This window comes from uncultured Sphingomonas sp. (assembly GCF_913774285.1).
Classification (GTDB): domain Bacteria; phylum Pseudomonadota; class Alphaproteobacteria; order Sphingomonadales; family Sphingomonadaceae; genus Sphingomonas.
Genome location: NZ_CAJYHX010000028.1, coordinates 184,922 through 211,189, shown reverse-complemented (window position 1 = coordinate 211,189; position 26,268 = coordinate 184,922). Strand labels below are relative to the sequence as shown.

The following is a 26,268-nucleotide window of genomic DNA, read 5'->3' as shown; positions in this document are numbered from 1 at the left end:
CGGGATGACGGCGGCGCACCGCGCTGCTATCTCCCGCCCCATGCCCCATCTCTATCTCGTCGACGGCTCCAGCTACATCTTCCGCGCCTATCACCGGCTGCCGCCGCTGACCAACAAGCATGGCGAGCCGGTGGGGGCGGTGTACGGCTACACCTCGATGCTGTGGAAGCTCGCCGACGAGCTCCACAAGGCCGATGGGCCGACGCACATGGCGGTGATTCTCGACAAGTCCGAGCACACCTTCCGCAACGAGCTCTACGACCAGTACAAGGCGCACCGCCCGCCCGCGCCCGAGGATCTGGTCCCCCAGTTCCCGATGATCCGCGACGCGACCCGCGCCTTCAGCCTGCCCTGCATCGAGGAGCTCGGCTGGGAGGCCGACGACCTGATCGCCAGCTATACCAAGGCGGCGCTGGCGCAGGGCTGGGCGGTGACGATCGTCAGCTCCGACAAGGATCTGATGCAGCTGATGACCGATCCCTCGGTCGACATGCTCGACACGATGAACAACCGGCGGATGGGGCCCGACGACACCCGCGAGAAGTTCGGCGTGGGCCCGGAAAAGCTCGGCGAAGTGCTGGCGCTGATGGGCGACAGCGTCGACAACGTCCCCGGCGTGCCTGGGGTGGGACCGAAGACCGCCGCAAAGCTGATCCTCGAACATGGCGATCTCGAATCGGTGCTCGCCGCCGCGCCGGGCATGAAGAAGGGCAAGCTGCGCGACAATCTGATCGAGCATGCCGAGCTCGCGCGGCTGAGCCACAAGTTGGTGACGCTCGCCTGCGACGTGCCGCTGCCCGAGCCGATGGAGGCGCTGGAGCTGCAGGGCATCCCCGAAGCGCCGCTCCGCGCGTTCCTCGAGCATCACGGCTTCAAAACGCTGCTGTCGCGCCTGTCCTCGGTCGCCGATGCGCCGGTGGAGGTGCACGAGGCGCCCGGCGTCGAGGAAGACCCGCCCTGCAACCACGACGGCTACGAGACCGTCACCGACATGGACGCGCTCGATCGCTGGATCACCGTGTCGCGGCACCAAGGCTGGGTGGCGATCGACACCGAGACGACCGGGCTTGATGCGACCCAGGCCGATCTGGTCGGGGTCAGCATGGCGCTGGCGCCGAACCTCGCCTGCTACATCCCGCTCGGCCATGGCGGGACGGACATGTTCGCCGAGAAGCCGGTGCAGCTCGACCGCGACGAGGCGCTCGCCCGGCTGAAGCCGCTGCTGGAGGACCCCGCCGTCCTCAAGATCGGCCATAACCTGAAGTACGACATGATCGTGCTCGGCCGCGCCGGCATCCGCGTCGCGCCCTATGACGATACGATCGTGATGAGCTTCGATCTCGACGCCGGCCTGCACGGTCACGGCATGGACGAGCTTGCCGCCACCCATCTCGCGCACAGCTGCATCGCCTACAAGGACGTGGTCGGCACCGGGAAGAGCCAGCTGAGCTTCGGCCAGGTCGATCTCAAGGCCGCGACGCGCTACGCCGCCGAGGATGCCGATGTCACGCTGCGGCTGTGGCGCCGATTGAAGCCCCGGCTCGCCTATGAGAGCGTAACGCGGGTCTATGAGAGCGTCGACCGCCCGCTCGTCGCCGTTCTAGCCGAGATGGAGGCCACCGGCATCAAGGTCGATGCCGCGGTGCTGGCCAAGCTCTCGGCCGACTTCGCGCAGCAGATCGCTGCGCTGGAGGAAGAGATCCACGCCATCGCCGGCTTCAAGTTCACCATCGGCAGCCCCAAGCAGCTGGGCGACGTGCTGTTCGACAAGATGGGGATCAAGGGCGGCCGCAAGGGCAAGTCGGGCGTCTATTCCACCGACGTCAACGAGCTGGAGCGCATCGCCGCCGACAAGGATTCGCCCGGCCGCGAGATGGTGCTCAAGGTGCTCGACTGGCGCCAGCTGTCCAAGCTCAAGTCGACCTACACCGATGCGCTGCAGGCGCAGATCAACCCGCATACCGGTCGCGTCCACACCAGCTACAGCCTCACCGGCGCGCAGACCGGACGGCTGTCGTCGACCGATCCGAACCTGCAGAACATCCCTGTGCGGACCGAGACCGGCCGCCAGATCCGCGACGCCTTCGTGGCCGAGCCGGGCAACGTCATCCTCTCGGCCGACTATTCGCAGATCGAGCTGCGCCTGGCCGCGCATATCGCCGATGTGCCGGCGCTGCGCACCGCGTTCGCGAACGGCGATGACATCCACAGCCTGACCGCGATGGAGCTGTTCGGCGAAGTGAACCGCGATACGCGCGGCCGCGCCAAGACGATCAACTTCGCGATCCTCTACGGCATCTCGCGCTGGGGCCTGGCCGGCCGGCTCGACGTGACGCCGGACGAGGCGCAGGCGATGATCAACCGCTATTTCGAGCGTTTCCCCGGCATCAATCGCTATATCGCCGACACGCTGCGCGAGGCGAAGGAGCGCGGCTACACCACGACGCTGTTCGGGCGGAAGACGCACTTCCCGCGACTCAAGGCCTCCAACCCCAATGAGCGGGCGGGCAGCGAGCGCGCGGCGATCAACGCGCCGATCCAGGGCACCAGTGCCGACATCATCAAGCGCGCGATGGCGCGGATGGTCCCGGCGCTGCGCGAGGCGGGGCTGCACAACGTCCGCATGCTCCTCCAGGTGCACGACGAACTGGTGTTCGAGCTGCCCGAGGGCGATGTCGAGGCCGCGCGCCCGATCATTGAGCGGGTGATGGCCACCGCCGCCGAACCGGCGATCCAGCTCACCGTGCCGCTGGGCGTGGAGATCGGCGTCGGCCCCAGCTGGGGCGCCGCGCATTGAGCGAGGGGGAAGCGTCCAAGGATATCAACGCGCTCGCCAAGGGCGGGCGTACGAACATGCTGGGCTTCATCATCCGGCTGGTCGCCCGGCTGCCGTTCCTGTTCATCGCCGGGCGCTCCTATGGCCCGGAGATCGTTGGGCGCTACGCTATCGCGGTGCTGGTCATCGAGTTCGTCGCGCTGGTGGCGACGCTCGGCCTCAAGCGCGGACTAGCGCAGGCGCTGTCGAGCACCGATCGCCCGCACACCCATGTCGTTTGGGACGCGATGGTCGTCGCCTTCGTCGCGGCGCTGGTCGCCAGCGGCATCATGATGGTCTTCCCGCAGGCGATGTTCCCCAACAGTCCGGTGATGGGGCTGGAGCGGTTCCTGTCTGTCGCGGTGATCGCCATCGCGTTGTCCGACGTCTCGCTGTCCGCGCTCGCCTATCGCCACAATATCGGCGCCTCGGTGACGGCGCGGGCGATCATCGAGCCCTGGACGATCAGCATTGCGGCCTACCTCTTCTCCTTCGTCTCGACCCGTGACGGGCTGCTGATGGCCTATCTGCTGTCGATGACCGCTGCACTGGTCGCCTCGATCGTACCGTTTGTGCGCGAATATGGCCTGCCGGTCGGCTGGCGACCGCAGCCGGCGGTGATCTGGGGCCTCGCCCGGCTCAACGCGCCGCTGGCGGGGGCGGACGCGATCGAATGGGCGACGCGCAACGTCGATCGCTTCATCCTGGGCCTGCTGTTCGCGCCCTCGGTGGTCGGCATCTACTATATGGCGCAGCAGGTCGCCTCGGTGCCGCAGCGGCTCAAATCGAGCTTCGACCCGATCCTCGGACCGGTGATCACCCAGAGTCTCGCGGCGGGCGACCGGCCCGCAGTGGCACGACAGGTGCGGCAGGTGGGATTCTGGATCCTCTGCGCGCAGGCGGGGCTGGCGGTGATGTTCTCGATCCCCGCCGAGGGGGTGATGGGCCTGCTCGGCCGCGAGTTCGTGATCGGCTCGGCGGTGCTGTGCATCCTGCTCTTCGCCGAGGTGCTCGCGTCGCCCGGCGCGGTGTGCGAGACGGCGCTGATCTACATCGCCCGCCACACCAATCTGGCGATCTCGATCTGCGTGCTGATGCTCCAGATCGGGCTGAGCTTCGTGCTGATCTTCCTGGCGCGCGGGCAGGGCTGGCCGGTGCCGGTGCAGTCCGCCGCGCCCGCGGTAGCGCTGGCCTTGTCGCTGACGATTGGCTCGGTGGCAAAGGGCCTCCTGCTCCAGGCCAAGCTCGGCGCGCCGGTGGTGAGCATCCGCCCCAGCTTCTTCGCGGCTATGGCGATCGCGGGACTGGTCGGCGCCGCCTTCACCTCGCTGCCGCACCGCTTCGAATGGGCGGAGATGAGCCTGGGCATGCCCGCGATCCTGATCACCTTCCTGGTCGTGATCATCCGCTTCGGCTTCGGGCCGGAAGACCGCGCGCTGTTCCGCAAGGTGCCTCGGGCGGAGGGTATGGCGGGTGAGGCTGCCTGAGGGTTCCTTCCCTCGGCAAAGCCGGGGGAGGGGGACCGCCGCCAATCGCGGTGGTGGAGGGGGCGCCCTCCACCGTCATTCCCGCGAAGGCCAGAATCCTTTCGCCTGAACGTCCGGGGAAAGAACCGCAACACCAGCGCCAATGGACCCCCGCCTTCGCGGGGGGCACGCGGAGTGTGTCGCAACGCCGCGCCCCCAACCGGAAACGCGACGCATCTGCCTCAATGCCGGAAGTGGCGCATGCCCGTGAAGACCATCGCGAGGCCCGCCTCGTCTGCCGCCGCGATCACCTCGTCGTCGCGGATCGAGCCGCCCGGCTGGATCACTGCGGTCGCACCCGCTTCCACCGCCGCGAGCAGGCCGTCGGCGAAGGGGAAGAAGGCATCTGACGCCACCGCCGAGCCGATCGTGCGCGGGGTTGCCCAGCCGGCCTTGTCGGCGGCGTCCTTGGCCTTCCACGCGGCAATGCGGGCGCTTTCCAGCCGGTTCATCTGGCCGGCGCCGACGCCCGCGGTGCTGCCGTCCTTGGCATAGACGATCGCGTTCGACTTGACGTGCTTGGCCACCGTCCAGGCGAACAGGCAGTCGGCCAGTTCCTGATCGGTCGGCTGGCGCTTGGTAACGACCTTGAGCTGGTCGCGCGTGACGATGCCGTTGTCGCGGCCCTGGACCAGCCAGCCGCCGGCGATCGACTTGGCGAACAGACCCGCGCGGGCCGGGTCGGGCAGTTCGCCGGTGAGCAGCAGGCGGAGATTCTTCTTCGCCGCGAACAGCGCCAGCGCCTCTTCGTCCGCGTCGGGCGCCACCACCACTTCGGTGAAGATGCCGGTGATCTGCTCGGCGGTCGCGCGGTCGAGCGGGCGGTTCACCGCGATGATGCCGCCGAACGCCGAGACGGTGTCGCAGGCGAATGCCGCGGCATAGGCCTCGGCGAGAGTCGCGCCGCTCGCCACGCCGCAGGGATTGGCGTGCTTGACGATCACCGCGGTCGGCGGGCCGTCGCGGAATTCGCTGACCAGCTCGAGCGCCGCATCGGCGTCGTTGTAATTGTTGTAGCTCAGTTCCTTGCCCTGCACCTGCCGGGCCTGGCCGATGCCGCGCGCCGCAGCGCCGGTCGCGGCATAGAAGGCCGCCTGCTGGTGCGGATTCTCGCCATAGCGCAGCGCCTGGCCGCGGCTGAGCGAGAGATTGAGCATCTCCGGGAAGGCCTCACCCTGGTCGGCGAAGGCGAACCAGCTGGAGATCATCGCGTCATAGGCCGCCGTGGCGGCATAGGCCTTGGCGGCGAACTTGCGGCGCTGCTCGAGCGTCGTCGTGCCGCCCATCACCAGCGCATAATCGGCCGGATCGGTGACGATCGCTACCGACTCATGGTTCTTCGCGGCCGAGCGCACCATCGACGGGCCGCCGATGTCGATATTCTCGATGATCTCGTCGCGGTCGGCACCCTTGGCGACGGTCTGGGCGAAGGGATAGAGGTTCACCACCACAAGGTCGATCGGCGCGATCTCGTGCTCGGCCATCGAGGCCTGGTGCTCGGGATTGTCGCGGACCGAGAGCAGGCCGCCATGCACCTTGGGGTGCAGCGTCTTCACCCGCCCGTCCATCATCTCCGGGAAGCCGGTCAGGTCCGAGATGTCGCGGACCGCCAGTCCGACGTTACGCAGGGCGGTGGCGGTGCCGCCGGTCGAGACGAGCTCGACCCCCTGGGCGGCCAGCGCCTGGCCGAGTTCGACGATCCCGGTCTTGTCGGAGACCGAGAGGAGCGCGCGGGTGATCTTGATGTCCATGGCCCGCCCCTCTCCTCAATCGGGCGCGCCGGGGCAAGCCCTATTTGGACCGGTGGAACACCCAGTTCAGGCTGGCGCCGCCCGCGGGCGTCTCGCCGTGGATCACCAGCTGCTGGGTGGCGTGGGGACGGCCGCGCGCGTCGATCCACAGGCTTTCCTCGATCGCCAGCGTGCCGCCCTTGGCGCGAAACTGCCAGAGCATGCCCGAGGCGGTGCGCAGGATCGCGCCGTGGCCGTCGGCGGTGGGCGATGCCTCGACCTGCGGGGCGAGGTGGAAGCGCACCGCGAACGGCTTCGAGTCGATCCGGCGCTTGCCCGAAGGCAGCAGCAGATCCTCGCCGCGCAGGTCGCGACCGTCGTGCGAGAGGGTCAGTTCGCGGCGGTGGAGCAGCCCGAAGCGGCGGACATAGCCGTCCTGCGCAGCCTCGATCCGGCTGGCATGCTCGGTCTCCTGCCGGACCAGCTCGACCTCGCTCACGCCGCGGCCGAGCGTGCCGTCGGCATGGATGGCGGTGGAGTTGCTGTCGTCGAGCGTCAGCGTCGAGTGCGCGGCGGTGGTGCGCAGGCCCTGCACCAGCTCGGCGGGCAGGCGCGCATCGGCGGCGCGGCTGCCGCCGCAGTTGACGACGATCCGGTCCGCGCCGTCCGAAAGCTCGAAGGCGAGGGTGGAGGCGCAGCCGGTCTGGGCGACGCGGGCGTCGGGCGGGGGCGCTGCGTCGAGGATCAGCACGGTGCCGGCGCAGGACAGGCGCTGATAGCCCCAGTCGCGCGCCTGCTTGAGCGGGCGGGTGCGCACGCCCGTCGCCTCGATCGCCTGCTCGATCCACTCGCCGCCGACCGGCGCGCAGCCCTGCCAGCTGGAGAGCCCGCCATCGCCGTGGCACACGCCAAGCAATGCCGCGACCATCCGGTTGAGCGCGCCGAGCACGAAGGCGGGCGGCTCGATGCGGCGGGCGGCATAGGTTTCGCACAGCAGCGTGATCAGCTGGATCGCGTCGAGCTGGCCATCGGGCGAGCGGCCGACGGTACCGCCATCCTCATAGACCGAGGCGGTGATCGCGCGGTTGAGCCCCGCCTCGGCAAAGGCGCGGCGGGGATCGCCGCCGGGCAGGACCAGCCCTGCCACGGTTAGGCCGGCCCAGGCAGCGAGCCGGGGGACGCCTGCGGGCACCTTGTCGGCGCTGCGGTCGAGATGGCGTGCACCACGCGCCAGCGCGTGCATCACGCCCGAGCGATAGACCTGGTCGGTGGAGGAGAGGATCAGCGGCGCGTGCGCGACCCAGGCGAGGATGCGCCGCCCGACCAGATCGGGCCGCCAGGCGGGATCCGCCACCTGCTCGCCATGCACCTTCAGCCAGCGCCGCATCAGGTCTTCGGCGATGGGCGCGCCCTGCTGGCGGGTGGCGACACTGGACAGGTCGCGCAGCCAGCCAAAGCCCTGGAGATGCTGGGTGAAGGCGGGCGACCAGTCCGGCTTGGCGAAGTCGAGGCTCTCGATCGCGCGGACCTCGCCGCAAAGCCGCAGTTCGCCGTCGAGCAGGGCATTGCCCCGCTGCGGATCGCCGAAGAACGGATCGTCGGCGGCGGTGAGCAGCTTGAGGGGGTGCCGGCCCTTCAGTCGCATCGCGTAGAAAGGCGAGCGCCAGGCGAGGCGCTGGAAGCGGTCGGCGATGCGGTCGGCCAGCGACAGGCCGCGGTCGCCGCCCACTCGGATCAGCCGCTTGCCTTCCTCGACTCCGTCGGCGGCGGAGTCCGGTGCCGGATCGGTCAAGCCCCGCGCAGGCCTGCGATATTGGCGGCGTACTGGCTCGGGCCACCGGTGAAGGTCGCGGTACCGGCGACAAGGGCGTTGGCGCCGGCGGCGATCGCCTTGGGCGCGGTCTCGCGGTCGATCCCGCCATCCACCTCGAGGTCGATCGCGCGGCCGCTCGCCTCGATGCGGCGGCGCAGCTCGGTGATCTTGGGCAGCTGGCTCTCGAGGAACTTCTGCCCGCCAAAGCCGGGGTTCACGCTCATCACCAGGATCAGGTCGACCAGGTCCATCACATAATCGACCGCGTCGACCGGAGTCGACGGGTTGAGCACCACGCCGGCGCGCTTGCCCAGCGCCTTGATCGTCTGGAGCGTGCGGTGGAGGTGCGGGCCTGCTTCGGGATGCACCGAGATCGTGTCGGCGCCGGCCTCGGCAAAGGCGGCGAGCATCGGATCGACCGGCGTGATCATCAGGTGCACGTCGAAATTCTTGGCCGAGTGCGGGCGCAGCGCCTTCACCACCGCGGGGCCGATGGTGATGTTGGGCACGAAATGGCCGTCCATCACGTCGACATGGATCCAGTCGGCGCCGGCGGCGTCGATGGCGCGGACTTCCTCGCCGAGCCGCGCGAAATCGGCCGAGAGGATCGAAGGGGCGATGCGGACGGACATGGGCGTCTCCTAGGGAAGGGGCGAGTCGGGCGCAACCGGAGCGGACGGGTGCCCACCGGTTGCGCACTGCTTCTCCACAGACTTATCCACAGCTTGCTGCGCGGTCGGGACGAAGGGCCCCGGGCGTGCGATCAGCGGCGGCGGAAGCGGGCGATGAAGAAGCCGTCGAGCCCGCCTTGCTCGGCCAGCATGTCCGGCAGAACGCGCACCGAACCGTCTTCGCGCGGTGCGATCCCGGCCGGAAGCTGCTCGGCCGTGGCGGGCACCAGCGCGAACTCGGGATGCGCGGCGAGGAAGGGGGCAAGGTGCGCCTCGCCTTCCTTCGGCTCCAGCGAGCAGGTGGCGAAGACGAGGGTGCCGCCGGGCTTCACCCAGGCCGCGGCGCGGTCGAGCAGCTTGGCCTGGAGCTCGGCCATCTCGGCGATCAGCGACGGGCGGACGCGGTGGAGCACGTCCGGGTGGCGACGGAAGATGCCGGTGGCGCTGCACGGCGCGTCGAGCAGCACCGCGTCGGCGGGGGCGGCGGGGCGCCAGCCGAGCAGGTCGGCGGTGACGATCTGTGCCGACAGGCCGGTGCGCTCCAGATTTTCGCGCAAGCGGGCGAGGCGGTTCTCGGCGACGTCGACCGCGGTCACCTGCCAGCCGGCCGCGGCGAGCTGGAGCGTCTTGCCGCCGGGCGCGGCGCAGAGGTCGAGCACGGTGCCGGTGCCGGCACCGATCAGCCGGGCCGGGATCGAGGCGGCGAGATCCTGCACCCACCAATCGCCCTCGGCGAAGCCGGGCAGGTCGGGGACGCTGGTGCCGGGTTCGAGCCGGGCGTGACGCGGAGCGAGGCTGGTCGCGCCGGAGACCGTCACGGCGTCGGTCTTGAGGCTGAGGTCGAGCGGGGGCGGGGAGGCGATCGCCTCGCAGGCGGCTTGTACCATCGCGTCGCCCCAATGCGCCTGCCAGCGCAGCGCGACCGGGTCGGGGAGCATCGGCAGGTCGGGCAGGGTGGCGTTGCCGCGCATCAGCGTGCCGAATACGCCATGGACCAGCTTGCGCGGGCCGCCATCGACCAGCGGTAGCACCGTCGAGATCGCGGCATGGCCGGGAGTGCCGAGGGCGATCGCCTGGACCAGCGCGATGCGCAGCGCGAAGCGGGCCTTGGCGTCGTCGGGCAGGCGCTGGCGGGTGGCGGAATCGATCAGCGCGTCGAGATCAGGCAGACGGCGCAGCGCTTCGGCGGCGATGGCGTGGGCGAGGCCGCGGTCGTTGGGCGCCAGCCCCTGCGCGGCGGAGTCGAGCGCCTGTTCGAGCGCGAGGCCGCGGCGGAGCACCGCATCGAGCAGCTTGAGCGCGGCGCGGCGGGCGGGGACGCCGGGGGCATCGGGTTCGCGCTCCGCAGGGCGGCGGGTGGTCGGGCGGGCCATGGTCAGCGCGCTCCCATCGAAAGTTCTGCTCGTTCGTGCGCTACCCAACCGTTCACTTGACCATGCTCCTTCGCGGGCCGACATGGGCCGGGCAACCAAGGAAGGCAATCCCGATGGGCAAGCGACCCGACCATGTGCAGCCCCCGGCCTATCTCTCGAAGAGCCCGCCGGTGCCCAAGCCCGAACCGATGCAGCGGCCGGACAAGGATCCGCTGGAGAAGGATCCCGTCCGCTATGGCGACTGGGAGCTTAAGGGCATCGCGATCGATTTCTGAGGGCGGCGCGCGCGGCGAAGTTCAGGAAGTGTAGGCGCGTGCGCGTTTTCAGCGGGGCTGAAGTTTAGGCGCGTGCGCGGTACAAGTGTGCGCCGTATCCATCTCGATATGCTGCGCCGGCGGGCCGGAGCGATGATGCTCCCCCTCCCGCTTGCGGGAGGGGCTGGGGGAGGGTGCGTGCGGGAAGCAAGGCACGCGCTCGAAGAAGCGTGCTGGCGCGTGCCGGCCGATCTTTCAGCGACGCCTTCGCTCGCAGCTCGCACCCTCCCCTAACCCCTCCCGCAAGCGGGAGGGGGATTAGAAAGCAAGTCGAATAGCCGACACTTCAAAGAACCCCCGAACATAGCAGGAACCTTGCCTGTAGGACAGCGGCCCGATCAGTGCGCCAACTGGGGGTAGGTCGAGCGGAAGGCCGCGACCTTGGGCTGGTCCCAGCGCATGATGTAGGGGTGCGTTGGGTGCTTCCAGAAGAAGTCCTGGTGGTACTCCTCGGCCGGGTAGAAGGCGCCGGTCTCCAGCTTGGTCGTGATCGGCTTGGCGAACGCCTTGGCCTGGGTCAGCTGGGCGATATAGGCCGTGGCGACGCGGCGCTGCTCGGCATTTTGCGGGAAGATCGCGCTGCGATAGCTGGGGCCGCGATCGGGGCCCTGGCCGCCCTTCTGGGTGGGATCGTGCGCGACCGAGAAGAAGACGCGGAGCAGCGTGCCGTAGCTGACGCGTGTGGGATCATAGACCACCTTCACCGCCTCGGCATGGCCGGTATTCTCGTTCTTGACCTGGTCGTAGGTCGCGGTGCCTGCGGTGCCGCCGGCATAGCCGTTGGTGACCGACTGGACGCCCTTCACCGACTGGAACACGGCTTCCATGCCCCAGAAGCAGCCGCCGGCGAACACCGCGGTCTGCGGCTTCTTCGCCTTGGCAACGTCGACGGCGGGCACAGGTACCGCGACCGCCTTTACCTTCTCGATCGGGATGCCCCCTGCCGCGACCAGCAGCAGGGCGCCGCCGGCAAGGGCGACAAGGGAGAGCGGGAGCTTCAACGTGCGTCGCGTCATGATACCCCCATATAGGGAAGAAGAAGCCCCCGCGGTACAGGTCCCTCAGCGCAGCTCGGCGCAGGCCGTCTGGATGCGGGTGCAGGCTTCGCGGAGCAGCGCCTCCGAGGTCGCATAGCTGATCCGCATCGCCGGCGACAGGCCGAACGCCGCGCCGTGCACCGCCGCCACGCGGGCGTCGTCGAGGAAATAGCCGATCATGTCCTCGTCGGTGGCGATCACCTTGCCCTTGGGCGTGGTCTTGCCGATCAGCGCGCTGAACTCCGGATAGACGTAGAAGGCGCCTTCCGGGGTCGGGCAGTGCATGCCGTCGATTTCGTTCAGCATGCCGACGACGAGGTCGCGGCGCGTCTGGAAGGCGGCGGCGCGGTCCTTGAGGAAGCTCTGGTCGCCGGTCAGCGCCGCAACGGCCGCCGCCTGGGCGATCGAGCAGGGGTTCGAGGTCGACTGCGACTGGAGCTTGGCGATCGCCTTGATCAGCGGCGCGGGACCGCCGGCGAAGCCGATGCGCCAGCCGGTCATCGCATAGGCCTTGGAGCAGCCGTTGACCGTCAGCGTGCGCTCGTAGAGCGACGGGCAGACCTGCGCGATCGTGGCGAATTCGAAGCCGTCGTACAGGATGTGCTCGTACATGTCGTCGGCGAACACCCAGACATGCGGGTGGCGTTCGATCACCTCGCCCAGCGCCTGGAGCTCGGCGGCCGAATAAGCCGCACCCGTCGGGTTGGACGGCGAGTTGAGGATCACCCACTTGGTCTTGGGCGTAATCGCCGCCTCGAGCTGCTCGGGGGTGATCTTGTAGCCCTGATCGGCACCGGCGGCGATGAACACCGGCGTGCCGCCCGCGAACTGGATTACGTCAGGATAGCTGACCCAATAGGGCGCGGGTACGATCACCTCGTCGCCAGCCTCGACAGTCGCGACGATCGCGTTGAACAGCGTGTGCTTGCCGCCGACGTTGATGGTGATCTGCTGCGCGGTATAGTCCAGGCCGTTGTCGCGCTTGAACTTGCTGATCACGGCGTCCTTCAGCTCGGGCGTGCCGTCGACGTTCGTATACTTGGTCTTGCCGTCGCGGATCGCCTGGATCGCGGCTTCCTTGACGAACTCGGGCGTGTCGAAATCGGGTTCGCCGGCGCCCAGGCCGATCACGTCGACGCCGGCACGCTTCAGCTCGAACACGCGGCTGGTCATGGCGAGCGTGGCGGAGGGCTGGATGCGCTGGAGCGCGGCGGAAGTCTGCATGGTCTAGACGCCTTTTCCGGGGAAGATGCGCGCCTATAGGTCCGCTTCGGCGCCTTCCGCAACTGTAACGGCTGCAACCAGTCCGCGCAGCGCATTGCCGAGTAGGAAACCGTTCGCGAGATCCTCCGGGCGGAGGTCGCCTTCCACCGCGCGGCCGGTGGCGAGCAGCTCGGCGCGGAGCACCCCCGGGAGCAGCCCGCGCGACAGCGGGGGCGTCACCAGCACCCCGTCGCGCTCGACGAACAGCGCGGTGAAGCTGCCTTCGGTCAGATAGCCCTCGGCATCGGTGAACACCACTTCCCAGGTGCCGGCGGCACGGCGGGGTTCGTCGTAGAGCTTCCGCCGCGTGGTCTTGTGGGTGAGGCGGAAATCGTCGCGCGGCACCGAATGGGGTACGATCCGGACCTTTACCGGCTCGGGCGGCGATGCCGGCGGCGGGGAGATGCCGATCGCCACCGCGCCCGAGGGGCCGAGCAGCAGCCGCACCCTGGCCGCATCGCGCAGCCGGAAGGTGGCGGCCTGCAGCTCGTTGCGGACGACATGGCGATCGAACGGGAAGCCGAAGGTGGCGGCGCTGTCGCGGATTCGCTCGAGATGGCGTTCGAGCAGCAGGATGCCGTCCTCGGGATCGAAGCGCATCGTCTCGATCAGGTCGAAGCCGGGTTCATCCTTGGTCACGAACGCCCCCTTGGCGCGACACTCCGCCCATTCGCTGTCGGCGTGCGAGTCGGCGACGACGCCCGAGCCGAGGCCGAGGCTGGCGCGACCGGCGGCATCGATAGCAAGGGTGCGGATCGCGACGTTGAATTCGGCCCCACCATTGGCATCGATCCTCCCTATCGAACCCGTATAGACGCCACGTGCGCTGGGCTCGACTTCGGCGATGACCTGCATTGCACGGATTTTCGGCGCGCCGGTCACCGATCCGCAGGGGAACAACGCGGCGAGCGCGTCGACGGCTCCGAGGCTTTCGTTCAGGCGCGCGGTGACCGTCGAGGTCATCTGGTGGACGGTGGGATAGGTCTCGACGTGGAAGAGCTGCGGCACGGCGACGCTGCCGGGCTGCGCCACACGGCCGAGATCGTTGCGCATCAGATCGACGATCATCAGGTTTTCGGCGCGCTGCTTGGGGTCTTCTGCCAGTTCGCGGGCGAGGGTGGCGTCGATCGCGGGATCGGGGTCGCGCGGCGCAGTGCCCTTCATCGGGCGGGCGGTGAGGATGCCGTCCTCCAGCGTGAAGAAGAGTTCAGGCGAGAGGCTGAGTAGCCACTGCTCCCCCGTGGCGACCAGCGCGCCATGGCCCGCAGCCGAGCGGGCCCGGAGCAACGCGTAGAGCGCGGCGGGGTGGCCGGCGACCGGCACCTCGGCGCGGAAGGTGAGGTTGGCCTGATAGATGTCGCCGGCTTCTATATAAGAGAGCACGCGCGCGAGGGCGCTATCATAGGCGGCACGACCGAGCAGCGGGCGCGGGCGCCCGGCCCAGGCGCCGGCGGGATCGGGGAGCAGCGCGGGGACCGCGTCCGCGGGCAGCCGCTGATAGCCGCGAAACAGGCCGAACCAGAGCAACGGGGTTTCCGACTCGCGCGCGGGGGCGGCGGGCTCGAGTGCGGCGCCGGCTTCATAAGCGAGCCAGCCGGCTGCATCGAGGCCCTCCGCCGCCGCACTGCGCAGCCGGTCCAGCGCCGGCGCGACCTCCTCCAGCCGGTTCGCGATGACGATCTCGACCGGATTCACATAGAGTCGTGCGCCGCGCCCATCGGCGCGTGCGTCGTCGAGCAGGACGAAGGGGGGACGCAAAACCATCAGTTGGTGGAAATGCAGAGCCGCGCCGCGAAGGGCAAGCCTTGGTTGCCGCGCGCGCCCCCGCGGGGTAGCGAGGGCGCATGGCTTCCGATCCCAACGTCGCCCAGCCGCCGCTCCGCGCGGCGATCGTGCCCGTCACGCCGCTCCAGCAGAACTGCACGCTGCTGTGGTGCACGAAGACGATGCGCGGCGCCTTTGTCGATCCGGGCGGCGATCTCGACCGGCTGCGCGCGGCGGCGACCCAGCACGGCGTCACGATCGAGAAGCTGCTGATCACCCATGGCCATATCGACCATTGCGGATCGGCCGGCATCTTCGCCGAGGAGCTGGGCGTGCCGATCGAAGGGCCGCACGAGGCCGACCGCTACTGGATCGCGCGGCTGGAGGATGACGGCCGCGCCTATGGCGTGCCCGGCAAGCCGTTCGAGCCGAATCGCTGGCTGGAGCAGGGCGAGCAGGTGACGGTCGGCGAACTGGTGCTCGACGTCTATCACTGCCCGGGGCACACACCGGGGCATGTGGTGTTCCACCATCCCGACTCGCAGCTGGCGATCGTCGGCGACGTTCTGTTCCAGGGATCGATCGGCCGGACCGACTTTCCCCTGGGCAACCATCAGGACCTGATCGACGCGATCACCACCCGGCTTTGGCCGCTGGGCGACGAGACGGTGTTCGTCCCCGGGCACGGCCAGCCGAGCAATTTCGGCCAGGAGCGGCGCACCAATCCGTTCGTCGCCGATTCGGTGCTGGCCCGCGCCTGACGACTCAGTGAAGCGGGTTCGACCCCGTATAGCCGAGCCACGCCGCATAGAGGCCGAGCCCGGCGAGGGTGAGGAAAGTGGTCAGCGCGCCGATCGCGCGGCCGGGCTGCCAGCCGTCCATGCCGAAGCCGTGCAGTACGCGGCCAAGCAGATACACCGCGGCGATCACCCACAGATAGAGTCGCGTTCCCTGCGCCAGTTCGATCAGGCCGATCAGGATCAGGATGAAGGGCGTGTATTCGACGAAGTTCATCTGCGCGCGCATGCGCGCGAGGAGTCGCGGGCTGCCGCCGTCGCCGGTCAGCACCTTGTCGGCATAGCGCAGCTGAATGACGCGAATCGCCAGCCACAGGTTAATCAGCGCCGCAGCGCCCGCGCTGGTGAGTGTTACCGGCAGAAAAAACATGCGCGTCCCCCTAAAACCAAGGCGCGAACCCCTGCCACGTGCGGCTTCTGCTTGCAACGCGGACGAGAATCGCTATACGCGCGGGCTCGCTTCGTGACCTGCCTGCTGGTCCGGCGAGCGGCCGGCCTAGCCGTCGCTTGCCCGAACAACCCTGTGGGCGTATCGCGACTTATTGATTCATTAGCTTGTTGAAGGTGCCGAAATGGCCGTTCCTAAGAGAAAGACCTCGCCGTCGAAGCGCGGCATGCGTCGGTCGCACGATGCGCTGACCGTCGAATCGTTCCAGGAGTGCCCGAACTGCGGCGAACTCAAGCGTCCGCACAACCTGTGCAACGCCTGCGGCCACTATAACGGCCGCGAAATCGTTTCGGTCGAGGGCTGAACCACGTTCCGCAACGGGGGGTTGCCGGTATGACTGTTCCCTCGCGGATCGCCGTCGATGCAATGGGCGGCGATGAGGGGGTCGCCGTCATGCTCGCCGGCGCTGCACGTGCGCGTCGCCGCTTCGAGGGGATGGAGTTCCTTCTCGTCGGCGACGAGTCGCGCATTCGCGACGGCCTGAAGGCGCATCCGAATCTGGCAGCCGCGTCGGAGATCGTCCACGCGGCCGAAATCGTTGCGTCCGATGCCAAGCCGAGCCAGGCGATTCGCCGCGCCAAGACCACGTCGATGGGCATTGCCATTGATCTGGTGAAGCAGGGGCGTGCAGGTGCCGCCGTCTCCTCGGGCAATACCGGCGCGCTGATGGCGATGGCCAAGCTGTCGCTCCGCACCATGGCGGGGATCGACCGGCCGGCGCTTGCCGCGCTGCTGCCGTCGCTGGGCGACAACGACACGGTGATGCTCGATCTCGGCGCCAACACCGAAGTGGACGAGCGCAACCTCGTTCAGTTCGCGGTGATGGGTGCCGCGTATGCGCGCACGGCGCTCGATCTCGCGCGCCCGCGCGTGGCGCTGCTCAACATCGGCACCGAAGAGATGAAGGGCACCGACAGCATCCGCGATGCTGCGGCCCGGCTGCGTGCGGCCAAGCATCTGCCGCTCGAGTTTACCGGATTCATCGAAGGCAACCGGCTGTCGCGCGGCGATGTCGACGTGATCGTCTGCGACGGTTTCTCGGGGAATATCGCGCTCAAGACCGCCGAGGGTACCGCGCGCTTCGTGGCCGATCTGCTGCGCCGCGCGTTCAGTTCCTCGCTGCGCTCGAAGCTTGGCTTCCTGATCTCGAAGCCGGCGACCGAGCTGCTGCGCCACCATCTCGACCCGAACAACCATAATGGTGCCGTTTTCCTCGGGCTGAACGGCATCGTCGTGAAGAGCCATGGCGGTGCGAACGAGGTCGGCGTGGATACCGCGATCGGCTTCGCCGCCAAGATGGTGCGCGACGAACTGACCCGGCGTATTGCCGAGGATCTGGGGAACTTCGAGGCCAAGGCCGCGTAGGAAGACGGGATAAGAAGGGGTCGCATGACCGTACGTTCGGTGATTCTCGGTACGGGTTCGGCCCTGCCGGCGCAGCGTGTTTCCAACGCGGAGCTGGCGGAGCGCGTCGATACCAGCGACGAGTGGATCGTCGAGCGGACCGGGATCCGCTTCCGCCACATCGCCGGGCCCGACGAGACCACCGGTACGCTTGCCGCCGACGCCGCGCGTGCGGCGCTGGAAGCGGCGGGCGTCGAAGCTTCCTCGATCGACCTGATCGTTCTGGCCACCGCCACCCCGGACCAGACCTTCCCCGCCACCGCGACGCGGGTGCAGAACGCGCTCGGCATCCTCGATTGCGTCGCCTTCGACGTGGCCGCGGTATGCTCGGGTTTCCTTTATGCAGTGCAGGTCGCCGACTCGATGCTGCGTGCCGGCGTCCATCGCCGCGCGCTGGTGATCGGCGCCGAGACGTTCAGTCGCCTGCTCGACTGGGAAGACCGCACCACCTGCGTGCTGTTCGGCGACGGCGCCGGTGCGATCGTGCTGGAGGCGCAGGAGACGGAGGGCGCGGCGCCGCAGGGCATCCTCTCCACCAAGCTCCACGCCGACGGCCGCTACAACGACCTGCTCTATGTCGATGGTGGCGTGTCTACCACCGGCACCGTCGGCAAGCTGCGGATGAAGGGCCGCGAGGTGTTCCGCCACGCCGTCACCAATCTGGCGTCGGTGATGAACGAGTCTCTGACGATGGCGGGCCTGCAGCCCGGCGATGTTGACTGGGTGGTGCCGCACCAGGCCAATGCCCGCATCCTCGATGCCACCGCGCGCAAGCTCGATCTCGCGCCCGAAAAGGTGATCGTGACCGTCGATCGTCACGCCAATACCTCGGCCGCCTCGGTGCCGCTGGCGCTCGATGCTGCGGTGCGGGACGGACGCATCCGGCGCGGCGACCTACTCGTTTTGGAAGCGATGGGTGGCGGGTTCACCTGGGGTGCAGCCGTCGTCCGCTTCTAAGCGTTACAGGACGGTATCCCCATTTTGGACGAATTACGTGTTTTTCCAGAATATGTCTGAGGCGTTACTGGCGCTTCAAGATCATTCTTGATAGCGCGTAACAATCTGATACGGGTACCCCAGTACACGAAAGGAATTGCCGGAATGAATGCTGCGGGAACGCTGACCAGGGCAGACTTGGCCGAGTCGCTGCATCGCGAAGTGGGGCTGTCGCGCGCCGACGCCTCGCGGATCGTCGAGCAGATCCTGAAGCACATGTGCGAAGCGCTGGCGAAGGGCGAGAACGTCAAGATCTCGGGCTTCGGCAGCTTCGTGCTGCGAGACAAGGGCGAGCGCGTCGGCCGCAACCCCAAGACCGGAGTCGAGGTGCCGATCGCACCGCGTCGCGTGCTCACCTTCCGTGCCAGCCAGATGATGCGGGATCGCATCGTCTCAGCTCGCTGAGGCCCGCGATGCCGGCGTCCGAAAAGGCCGCCGGTGCGTTGCGGACCATAGGTGAGCTCGCCGCTGAAATCGGCAGGCCGCAGCATATCTTGCGCTATTGGGAAACGCGGTTTCCCCAGCTGAAGCCACTCACCCGTGCGGGCAACCGCCGGTATTACCGACCCGACGATGTGGCGCTGGTGCGCCGCATCCACCATCTCCTCAGCGAGGAGGGCTATACGATCCGCGGCGTGCAGAAGCTGCTGGCGGAAGAAAAGGCGGCACGCGGCCGAAGCAAGGCCGCCGAGCTGCAGGCGATCCGGGACTCGCTGTCCGACGCCCTGGAAGAGGATCGCTGACAACGAGGGTGCGTCGAAGGCGACGCACCCTTTTCCCCGCACGTCATCCCGGCGAAAGCCGGGATCTAGTCGCCTCTAGCTATCAGCAAGCGCCGATCGGGAGGTCCCAATGGATCCCGGCCTTCGCCGGTATGACCGATTTGGGGCATCATCGGCCGCTGTCGAGGGATGTGACCGGTTCGTCAGGCATCGGGTCCCAGGCTGGGATCCAGATCGCGCGGACGCACGAACCGGAGGAGTTCGGCGTCTGCACGGGACGCCTCGGCCCAATGTTCGATATCGAAGCGCAGTTCGGCAAGCGTTGCGGTCGGGTATTTCTGCTCGACCTCGTCGCGCAAGGGGCCGGGCGCGGACACGCGGTCGAGCACCAGCTCCTCAAGCCCGGGATTGTGCCCGGACAGCAGCACCACGTCGGCGCTGTCGGGCAGCGCCTCGATCGCATCGAGCAGCGTACCGAGCGAGGCAAGATAGAGGCGCTTGTCCCAGGCCGGCGCGATCGTCTCGCCATAGCCGTTGGAAACCTGCGCCAGCGTTTCCTCCACCCGCACCGCCGGCGAGGCAATGGCGTGATCAAAGCGCAGGCCCTGCGCGCGCAGGTATCGGCCCATCGCCACCGCGGCGCGCTGGCCCTTGGGATTGAGCGGGCGATCGAAATCGCGCGCGACCGGATCGTCCCATCCGGACTTGGCATGGCGGAGGACGAGAAGGGTCTTCATGCTTCCCCGATGTGGACGCTGGCGGCTTCGCCCGCCTCATGCCGCAAGCCGGCCCCCAAGGAAAGCTGAACCCGCTCGACCGCCTGATCCAGCGTCGTGCGGGTGATCCGCGTGCCCGGCGGAAAGGCGTCGAGCAGCCGCGACGGGGTGGCGGCGGAGAGCAGCACGAACGCGCCGCGATCGTCGGCGCGGCGGATCAGCCGGCCGAACGCCTGGGCGAGCCGGGCACGGACGATGCGGTCGTCATAGGCCGATCCGCCGCCGGCCAGCCGCCGGGCGGCATGGAGTACGCTGGGCTTTGGCCAGGGTACGCCCTCCATCACCACCAGCCGCAGCGAATCGCCGGGCACATCGACGCCGTCGCGCAGCGCATCGGTGCCGATCAGCGAGGCGCGGGGATCGTCGCGGAAGATGTCGACCAGCGTGCCGGTGTCGATCGGGTCGACATGCTGGGCGAGCAGCGGAAGCCCGTCGCGGGCCAGTCGGTCGGCGATGCGGGCATGGACGGCGCGCAGCCGCCGGATCGCGGTGAACAATCCCAGCGTGCCGCCGCCCGCCGCGGCGATCAGCCGGGCATAGGCGTTGGCGAGCGCGGGCATGTCGCCGCGCTTGACGTCGGTGACGATCAGCACCTCGGCCTGGTTGGGATAGTCGAACGGGCTCTTCGCCGCGAAGCGTTGCGCCGGGCGCAGCAAATGGACGCTGCCCGAACGCGCTTCGGCGACGTCCCAGTCGCCGCCGGCGCGCAGCGTCGCCGAGGTGACGAGCACGCCGTGCGCCGGCTCCAGCACGGTCTTGGCGAGCGGCTTGGCGGGGTCGAGCCAGTGGCGGTGCAGGCCGATATCGAATTCGCGCCCCTCGACCCGGTCTACCGCCAGCCAGTCGACGAACTCGGGATCGGCCGGGCCGCCGATGCGGGCGATCAGCGCCAGCCACGCGCCGACCGTGTCCACCCGCCAGCCGAGCGAGGCGATCGCGCCTTCGATGCGGGCGCGCGCCGGGCCGTCCATCCAGTCGGGCGCCTCGGCCAGCACCGCCTCGAGCCGGCGGCCGAGCACCACCATCGGGCGGAGCAGCGCATCGAGCGCGGCGGTCGCGTTGCCCGCCGCTTCGACCAGCGCTGCATCGGGTTCGGTCAGCTCGGTCTCGAGACCATAGCCCGCGTCCGCAGAGCCGTTGGTATCGCGGGCATAGACCAGGCCGCGCACAGCGGCGAGCAGCGCCTCGACCGGGCCGAACGGCTCGCCTTCGTTCAGCCGCTGTAGCCAGCCGTCGCTCGGCAGCGCGCGTGCGGCGTCGACCGCCTCGGAGATCGCGCGGCCGCCGGCATCGTCATAGCTGGCGACGTCGGACAGGCGCGCGGCAAGGCCACGGCGGCGTCCGCGCGAGCCGGATTCGGGACCGGTCAGCCAGCGGCGCAACTCGATCGATTCCTGGCCGGTCAGCGCGACCGAGAACATCGCGTCGGCGGCGTCGAACAGATGGTGGCCCTCGTCGAACACATAGCGGGTCGGGCGCGTCTGGTTCTCGCGGCCGCGCGCCGCGTTGACCATCACCAGCGCGTGATTGGCGATGACGATATCGGCATCGGCGCTGGCCCGGGCGGCGCGCTCGATGAAGCATTTCCGGTAATGCGGGCAGCCGGCATAGATGCACTCGCCGCGCCGATCGGTGAGCGCGGTCGATCCGTTGCGGCGGAACAGCGTCGGCAGCCAGCCGGGCAGGTCGCCGCCGACCATGTCGCCGTCGGCGGTGTACGCCGCCCAGCGCGCGACCAGCTGGGCGAGGATCGCCGCGCGCCCGGCGAACCCGCCCTGCAGCGCATCCTCCAGGTTGAGCAGGCAGACATAATTCTCGCGCCCCTTGCGGGTGACGATCCGCGCGCGGCGCTGGACGGGATCGGGGAATAGCCGCTCGCCTTCGTTGCCGAGCTGGCGCTGCAGCGCCTTGGTGAAGGTGGAGACCCACACCGGCCCGCCGGACTTTTCCGCCCAAAGCGAGGCGGGAGCGAGATAGCCGAGCGTCTTGCCGATCCCGGTCCCCGCCTCGGCCAGCACCAGATTGGGGGTGTCCGGCACGCTGCGCGGGGCGAAGGCTTGCGCCGCCGCCTCGGCATAGTCGCGCTGGCCCTGGCGGCGCTCGGCGGTGGCGCCGGTCAGGCGGGCGAGGCGTTCGGCGACCTCGGCGGGATCGAGCGTGATCGTGCGCGGGGCGGGCCGGGGGGCCCCTTCCTCCCATTCGGGCAGCTTGGAGAAGAGCCAGCGCTCGGCGCGCTCGGGCTTGGCGATGCGCTGGCCGAGCGCCGCGCTCCACGGCCAGCGCAGCCTCCCCAGCGATTGCAGGCCGTGCCACGCACCCTCGCGCTCGGGCCAGTCGCCCTCGGCAAGCGCGAGCAGGTTTGCAGCGGCGTCGCGCAGGAAGGCGGCGACATGGGCGTCGTCCCTGGGCGGCTCCAGCCCGCAGGCGCGAGCGAGGCCCTTGGGGGTCGGCACCATGAAGCGGGCGGGGCGGAGAAAGGCGAACAGCTCGAGCAGGTCCAGCCCGCTCAGCTCCGGATGCCCCAGCCGCTGCCCGACAAGGGGCGCGTTGAGCAGCAGTACCGGCGTGTCGGCGGCGATACGGATCGCCTCGCCCCGGCTCAGCCCGCGCGTGCCCTCAGCCGTGGCGATCCATACGCCCGAATGGCTGGCGTGAAGCGCGGGATAGGGAAGCGGCGGCAACATCGGACGGGACATGTTGTACACGATGCGTTCCGCTTTGACAGCGGCAAAGCGTCGAGCCGAGGCCTCAATCCTCCGGCGTTTCGCGCTTCGCCTGATCGAGCGTGCGCACCTTGCGCTCGGTCTCCGCCGCGTCGCGCGCCTTTTCCGCCTTGGTGCGGCCGAAGCGGGCGCGGTTGGCCTCGGCTTCGGCCTGGGCGTTCGCTTTCGCTCTCGCTTTTCTCGCTTTGTTCAGGTTAAGGATGTCGGCCATAGCGGATTCTTTCTAGCGTCCCTTCGCGCGGGCGCACCATCGTATATCGGAGTTTTTGCGGCATGGCGGGCAGCGTCAACAAAGTGATCCTCGTCGGCAATTTGGGGCGCGACCCCGAGAGCCGGGCGTTCCAGAATGGCGGCAAGGTGGTCGAGCTGCGCATCGCCACCTCGGAGAGCTGGAAGGATCGCAACAGCGGCGAGCGCAAGGAAAAGACCGAGTGGCACACGGTGAAGATCTTCTCCGAAGGTCTCGCCAACGTCGCCGAGCGCTATCTGCGCAAGGGCAGCAAGGTCTATCTCGAAGGCCAGCTGCAGACCCGGAAGTGGCAGGACCAGAGCGGCGCCGATCGCTACTCGACCGAGATCGTGCTCCAGGGCTTCAACGCGCAGATGGTGCTGCTCGATGGTCCCGGCGGCGGACAGGGTGCCGGCATGGGCGGCGGCCGTAGCAGCGGCGGCGATGATTGGGGTGCAGACGACTCGTTCGGCGGCGGTGGTGGCGGCTTCGGCGGCGGTGCCCCGGCGGGTCGTGGCGGCGGCACCTTCAACGGCGGCGGTCAGCGCAGCGGCGGCGCCCCTGCAGGCGGCGGCTTCGGCGGCGGCTTCCCGGACGATCTGGACGACGACGTGCCGTTCTGATCGTCTGCCGACGATTCGAACACGATGTTTCAAGGGTCCGCAGCGTACAGCTGCGGGCCCTTTTTTCCAATCGCGATAGATGGCATGCTGTATCCTGCTTGCGGAGGGGCGCAGGCAGGGGGACTCACCATGCAAGAGATCATCGACTCGCCGTATAATGTGGGCGACTATGCTGCGCGATTGTTCCAGGAGGGCGTCCGCACCGTCATCCGTTACTACAACATCAAGAACTCCAGCACCTTTCTGTCGAAATGCCTTACTGCGGCGGAATATGGAAAGCTGGTTGCCGCGGGGCTCGACGTCGCGGTCGTCTTCGAGCAGCGCGGCGGTGCCGGCGGTGCGATCGAGGATTTCGGCAACGGCAAGGGGACGCGCGATGCGAAGCGTGCGCTCGAACTCGCCGGAACCATCGGCCAGCCCAAGGGGTCGGCGATCTATTTCGCGGTCGACCATGACTTTGCCCGGCCGACCGAACTGGCGCAGATCGAGCACTATTTCCAGGAGGTCAACGCCGCGCTGAACGGGGATTTCCGCGTCGGCGTCTATGGGTCGGGAGCCGTCTGTTCGCACCTCAAGGCCGGGGGACTGGCCACTTTGTTCTGGCTGCCCGCATCGATGGGGTGGACGGGATCAAAGGCGTTTCTCGCCTCGCAGCAATGGACGCTGTTCCAGAAGTTCCAGGATCTTCGCGGGCCGTTCGGCAATTTCGACTATGACGGCAATCTGGCCAATCCCGCGGTTGCCGATTTCGGCCAGTTCGGCGCGGCCGCGGCAGCGCCCGCCCGGCGGCCGGAAGACGGCGTCGCCGTGTTCGAGGTTGCAGCACGCAGCGGGCTGCGCGTCCGCGGCGGCGCGGGCGCGCAGTTCGACGTGGTGCAGAGCCTGCCGCTCGGCGCCGTGGTGCACGGGCTCGGGCTGGAGGCGGACTGGGTGCAGGTCGACGTCAATGGCGACGGCGTGGCCGACGGCTATATGGCGCGCCAGTTCCTGAAGCCGCTGTCGGGCGGCCTGCCGCTGCCGGCGCCGGTAGCCGCGCTGACGACGCCCTATGCGGTTGCACAGGCCGAGCTCGCGCTGGACGTGCGCGAAGTCGCCGGTCGGCAGGACAATCCGCGGATCGTCCTCTACCACAGCACGACCAAGGGGGGCGCGGCACCCGACGAGACGGCTTGGTGCTCGTCCTTCGTCAATTACTGCGTTGAGAAGGCCGGCATGCAGGGCACCGACAGCAAATGGGCGCGCAGCTGGCATGATAGCGGCTGGGGGAACGACGTCACCAGCAGCCCGCAGATCGGCGACATCGTCGTGTGGAGCCGCAAGTCGCCGACGGTCGACGGCGGCCATGTCGGCTTCTTCGTCGGCCAGGACGGGAAGGACCGGATCCGCGTGCTCGGCGGCAACCAGGGCAATCGGGTGTGCATCACCAGCTATCCGGTGGACGGATCGGTGGGCCAGACCAAGTACAAGCTGCTGTCGATCCGGCGCTGAACCACGACCCTGCGCGCCGCGCGCTCAGCCCCCGGCGTGGGCGCGCGGTTCGGGGCAGGGCCGCCAGAGATCGAGCGACCGTTCCTCCCACCAGAAGGTCATGTGCGGCAGCGGCGTGCGGCAATAGCCGCCGCGATGCGCCGCGAGCCAGCGCGCCGGTGCAGAGGGCGCGAACAGCGGCAGCACCGGGGCGACGAACCAGGCGCGTGCCCGCTCCTGCTCGGTCAGCCGCGACCAGACGACGTCGGGCCAGGTCGCGGTCGCCGGATTGAGCCAGAGCAGCACCGGGGCCTTCGCTCCCAGCGCGGCGGCAACGCCGGGGCCGGTGCCGGACAGATCCACCAGCAGTGCGCCGGTCGCCTTGTCGCGCGCGCCGTCCAGGAAGTCGGCGGTCTCCTGGTCGACCAGCAAGGGGCTGCCGGTGATCGGGTGGCGGACCGGAATTGTCTGCGCGAAGATCGAGTCGGGCAGGCTGTAGGGCGCCATCGCGGCGGCGAACAGCAGCAGCGGCGGCGCGACGAGGCTGAGCAGGGTGGCAGCGCCTCGTCGCCACCGCAGGGGGTCGTCGCTCGCTAGGCGGAACAGCGCGAGCAGCGGGAAGGCCATGCTGAAATCGAATTGCGCCCATTGGTTGTTGAAGGTGCCTAGCGCCACCGCGAACGGCGCCGCCAGGAGCAGCGCCAACAGCAGCATGTCGCGGCGCGCGACCGGCGCCGCATAGCCGGCCGCGACCAGCAGCAGCGCGAGTCCCGGAAATTCCGGGATGCCGCCGTCGAGCGTGTCGGGAATCGTCGTCGCCAGATAGAGCAGGCCGAATGCCATGGCGCCATGGCCGAGCCAGCAGCCCCAGCGTGTGCGCCGCAGCACAGTTGCGCCGATGGCGGCAAGCGCCGCGGCGGAAAGCAGCGGCGGCACCGCGGCCCAGTCGCCCAGCACCTTGATCGGCAGGTGTGTCGGCGTGTTGGGAAGTGCCAGGATGTGCTGACTCGCCGCGATCCGTGCGAGCAGGCCGGGGATTCGGGGCAGCGGCAGGAACAGCGCGATCAGCAGCACGGCGAGGGCCAGCGCGCCGAGCAGCGCGATGCTGCGCCCGCGATTCCGCCGGATCGACCAGGCGGCCAAGGCGATCAGCAGCACGCCGCTCAGAGCGAACAGCGGCGGCTTGGCGAAGGCCGCCACGCACAGCCCGCAGCCGATCGTCAGGGTCGCTGCAACATGCGCTGCGAGGGTCTCGGTGCGCAGCAGCGTCGTCACGCCGGCCAGCACCAGCATCGCGCCTACATTGGCGGCGGAATTGTAGCTCGGCGTGACGATCCACGGGAAATAGATGACCAGCGCCGCCGCCGCGCCGAACGTCGCGAAGGGGAGCCGCCGGGCGCCTTCGGGCGCAAGCTGCCGCCCGAGCAGCGCCCCCGCCGCCGCGGTGATCGCGAATCCCGCAAGCCGGTAGCGCGCTACATCGCCTGCCAGCAGCGCATAGAGGGGATGCAGCAGATAACCGAAGGGCTGGTAGAGCAGCGCATAGGCCTCGGGATTGCGCGCCCAGACAAGGTAGAAGATCTCGTCGGTCAGGTCGATGCCGCGCCCGGCGCCATAGACCAGCAGTCCGCCGCAGCAGAGAAGGGCCAGCACGGCACCGGCCAGCACCAGCCCGGCGGACGACAATCGAACCATATGTGCGGCAATCCCCCCGAGGCGGGCCTTTGCGACCCGAAGACACCGCTAGCAGCGCCGATCCGACGGACCAAGGGGTGGG

The 26,268-nt window shown here is 68.9% G+C and carries 23 protein-coding genes; 11 read left to right on the top strand and 12 right to left on the bottom strand.

Annotated elements, in window-relative coordinates; translation table 11 throughout:
• The first annotated feature begins 40 nt into the window (after positions 1-40).
• Both polA and QZ670_RS15165 read left to right on the top strand, forming a co-directional pair.
• Positions 41-2,797 (top strand): DNA polymerase I, encoded by a 2,757-nt coding sequence (gene polA / locus QZ670_RS15170; protein ID WP_294256834.1) that lies wholly within the window; start codon positions 41-43, stop codon positions 2,795-2,797.
• Positions 2,794-4,302, top strand: coding sequence for a lipopolysaccharide biosynthesis protein (locus QZ670_RS15165; RefSeq protein WP_294256832.1), 1,509 nt, complete (start codon positions 2,794-2,796; stop codon positions 4,300-4,302). Before polA ends, QZ670_RS15165 begins: the two co-directional genes overlap by 4 nt.
• A gap of 221 nt (positions 4,303-4,523) precedes the next feature.
• Here the strand turns inward: QZ670_RS15165 and purH are convergent, their stop codons facing one another.
• The 4 genes from purH to QZ670_RS15145 form a co-directional block, all read right to left on the bottom strand.
• The gene (purH, locus tag QZ670_RS15160) at positions 4,524-6,092 is read right to left on the bottom strand and encodes a bifunctional phosphoribosylaminoimidazolecarboxamide formyltransferase/IMP cyclohydrolase (protein ID WP_294256831.1); all 1,569 of its coding nucleotides are present in this window, start codon (positions 6,090-6,092) and stop codon (positions 4,524-4,526) included.
• Between the two features lie 40 nt (positions 6,093-6,132).
• Positions 6,133-7,863 carry a heparinase II/III family protein gene (locus tag QZ670_RS15155; RefSeq protein ID WP_294256829.1) on the bottom strand — a complete coding sequence of 577 codons (1,731 nt, stop codon included), beginning with the start codon at positions 7,861-7,863 and terminating at the stop codon, positions 6,133-6,135.
• Entirely contained in the window at positions 7,860-8,516 is a 657-nt protein-coding gene (rpe, locus tag QZ670_RS15150) for a ribulose-phosphate 3-epimerase (protein ID WP_084582398.1), read from the bottom strand. Before rpe ends, QZ670_RS15155 begins: the two co-directional genes overlap by 4 nt.
• A gap of 131 nt (positions 8,517-8,647) precedes the next feature.
• Positions 8,648-9,928 carry a transcription antitermination factor NusB gene (locus QZ670_RS15145; protein WP_294256826.1) on the bottom strand — a complete coding sequence of 427 codons (1,281 nt, stop codon included), beginning with the start codon at positions 9,926-9,928 and terminating at the stop codon, positions 8,648-8,650.
• A gap of 113 nt (positions 9,929-10,041) precedes the next feature.
• Between QZ670_RS15145 and QZ670_RS15140 the strand changes: the two genes are divergently transcribed.
• Positions 10,042-10,203: a DUF1674 domain-containing protein gene (locus QZ670_RS15140; protein ID WP_125973220.1), complete on the top strand. Its 162-nt coding sequence runs from the start codon at positions 10,042-10,044 to the stop codon at positions 10,201-10,203.
• A gap of 377 nt (positions 10,204-10,580) precedes the next feature.
• On the opposite strand, the gene msrA is transcribed toward QZ670_RS15140, so the two are convergent.
• The 3 genes from msrA to pabB are packed head-to-tail and all read right to left on the bottom strand — an operon-like array spanning position 10,581 to position 14,306.
• Complete coding sequence (gene msrA, locus QZ670_RS15135; protein ID WP_294256821.1) at positions 10,581-11,258, bottom strand: peptide-methionine (S)-S-oxide reductase MsrA; 678 nt, start codon at positions 11,256-11,258, stop codon at positions 10,581-10,583.
• Between the two features lie 45 nt (positions 11,259-11,303).
• Positions 11,304-12,503 (bottom strand): pyridoxal phosphate-dependent aminotransferase, encoded by a 1,200-nt coding sequence (locus tag QZ670_RS15130; protein WP_294256818.1) that lies wholly within the window; start codon positions 12,501-12,503, stop codon positions 11,304-11,306.
• A 33-nt stretch (positions 12,504-12,536) separates the two neighbouring features.
• Positions 12,537-14,306, bottom strand: coding sequence for an aminodeoxychorismate synthase component I (pabB, locus tag QZ670_RS15125; protein WP_294256816.1), 1,770 nt, complete (start codon positions 14,304-14,306; stop codon positions 12,537-12,539).
• Between the two features lie 80 nt (positions 14,307-14,386).
• On the opposite strand from pabB, the gene QZ670_RS15120 reads away from it, so the two are divergent.
• Positions 14,387-15,067, top strand: coding sequence for an MBL fold metallo-hydrolase (locus QZ670_RS15120; protein WP_294256814.1), 681 nt, complete (start codon positions 14,387-14,389; stop codon positions 15,065-15,067).
• A gap of 4 nt (positions 15,068-15,071) precedes the next feature.
• On the opposite strand, the gene QZ670_RS15115 is transcribed toward QZ670_RS15120, so the two are convergent.
• Entirely contained in the window at positions 15,072-15,473 is a 402-nt protein-coding gene (locus QZ670_RS15115; protein WP_294256812.1) for an MAPEG family protein, read from the bottom strand.
• 202 nt (positions 15,474-15,675) lie between these two features.
• Here QZ670_RS15115 and rpmF point away from each other — a divergent pair, with 202 nt between their 5' ends.
• From rpmF to QZ670_RS15090, 5 genes are all read left to right on the top strand, one after another.
• Positions 15,676-15,855, top strand: coding sequence for a 50S ribosomal protein L32 (gene rpmF / locus QZ670_RS15110; RefSeq protein WP_010545868.1), 180 nt, complete (start codon positions 15,676-15,678; stop codon positions 15,853-15,855).
• A 29-nt stretch (positions 15,856-15,884) separates the two neighbouring features.
• Complete coding sequence (plsX, locus tag QZ670_RS15105) at positions 15,885-16,916, top strand: phosphate acyltransferase PlsX (RefSeq protein WP_294256808.1); 1,032 nt, start codon at positions 15,885-15,887, stop codon at positions 16,914-16,916.
• A 24-nt stretch (positions 16,917-16,940) separates the two neighbouring features.
• Positions 16,941-17,912 carry a beta-ketoacyl-ACP synthase III gene (locus QZ670_RS15100; protein ID WP_294256807.1) on the top strand — a complete coding sequence of 324 codons (972 nt, stop codon included), beginning with the start codon at positions 16,941-16,943 and terminating at the stop codon, positions 17,910-17,912.
• A 135-nt stretch (positions 17,913-18,047) separates the two neighbouring features.
• Positions 18,048-18,356, top strand: a complete 309-nt coding sequence (locus QZ670_RS15095; RefSeq protein WP_277600087.1) for an integration host factor subunit alpha — start codon at positions 18,048-18,050, stop codon at positions 18,354-18,356.
• A gap of 8 nt (positions 18,357-18,364) precedes the next feature.
• Positions 18,365-18,694, top strand: coding sequence for a MerR family transcriptional regulator (locus tag QZ670_RS15090; protein WP_294256806.1), 330 nt, complete (start codon positions 18,365-18,367; stop codon positions 18,692-18,694).
• Between the two features lie 182 nt (positions 18,695-18,876).
• Here QZ670_RS15090 and QZ670_RS15085 read toward each other — a convergent pair whose 3' ends face one another.
• From QZ670_RS15085 to QZ670_RS15075, 3 genes are read right to left on the bottom strand one after another with little or no spacing between them, the layout of a single operon-like run.
• Positions 18,877-19,410 carry a histidine phosphatase family protein gene (locus QZ670_RS15085; RefSeq protein WP_294256805.1) on the bottom strand — a complete coding sequence of 178 codons (534 nt, stop codon included), beginning with the start codon at positions 19,408-19,410 and terminating at the stop codon, positions 18,877-18,879.
• Positions 19,407-22,145, bottom strand: coding sequence for an ATP-dependent DNA helicase (locus QZ670_RS15080; protein ID WP_294256804.1), 2,739 nt, complete (start codon positions 22,143-22,145; stop codon positions 19,407-19,409). Before QZ670_RS15080 ends, QZ670_RS15085 begins: the two co-directional genes overlap by 4 nt.
• 52 nt (positions 22,146-22,197) lie before the next feature.
• Positions 22,198-22,383: a DUF4169 family protein gene (locus QZ670_RS15075; protein ID WP_294256803.1), complete on the bottom strand. Its 186-nt coding sequence runs from the start codon at positions 22,381-22,383 to the stop codon at positions 22,198-22,200.
• Between the two features lie 62 nt (positions 22,384-22,445).
• Here QZ670_RS15075 and ssb point away from each other — a divergent pair, with 62 nt between their 5' ends.
• Positions 22,446-23,024, top strand: a complete 579-nt coding sequence (gene ssb / locus QZ670_RS15070) for a single-stranded DNA-binding protein (RefSeq protein ID WP_294256801.1) — start codon at positions 22,446-22,448, stop codon at positions 23,022-23,024.
• A 129-nt stretch (positions 23,025-23,153) separates the two neighbouring features.
• Positions 23,154-24,512 (top strand): TIGR02594 family protein, encoded by a 1,359-nt coding sequence (locus QZ670_RS15065; RefSeq protein ID WP_294256798.1) that lies wholly within the window; start codon positions 23,154-23,156, stop codon positions 24,510-24,512.
• 24 nt (positions 24,513-24,536) lie between these two features.
• Here QZ670_RS15065 and QZ670_RS15060 read toward each other — a convergent pair whose 3' ends face one another.
• The gene (locus QZ670_RS15060; protein WP_294256797.1) at positions 24,537-26,186 is read right to left on the bottom strand and encodes a hypothetical protein; all 1,650 of its coding nucleotides are present in this window, start codon (positions 26,184-26,186) and stop codon (positions 24,537-24,539) included.
• Positions 26,187-26,268 lie beyond the last annotated feature (82 nt).